The 272-nt window shown below is 52.9% G+C and carries 1 protein-coding gene; it reads left to right on the forward strand.

From position 1 onward, the window contains the following. The coding region (locus AOA61_RS28185; protein WP_218197407.1) for an MATE family efflux transporter at nt 1-272 on the forward strand (272 nt) is incomplete at both ends.

The following is a 272-nucleotide window of genomic DNA, read 5'->3' on the forward strand; positions in this document are numbered from 1 at the left end:
GTCCTATAACGCGAGCCAGATCACCATCACCGCGCTCGTGACCCTGCTCGGGACAACCGCACTAGCAACGCGCATTTACACCAACAACTACATGATGGTCATGACCGTGTTTTCCGTCGCCATGGCCAAAGGAATTCAGATATATATCGGCCAACTCGTGGGCGCAGGCATGCTTGAAGAAGCCTATAAGAAAATGTTTCGCGGCCTGAAAGTAGCCATGATGGTTTCCGTGGCCGCAGGTGCCGTGCTTGCCATATTTTCCGACTTCTTCC

Origin of the sequence: Pseudomonas sp. 2995-1, assembly GCF_002742505.1 — a bacterium.
GTDB classification, from domain to species: Bacteria; Pseudomonadota; Gammaproteobacteria; order Pseudomonadales; family Pseudomonadaceae; genus Aquipseudomonas; species Aquipseudomonas sivasensis.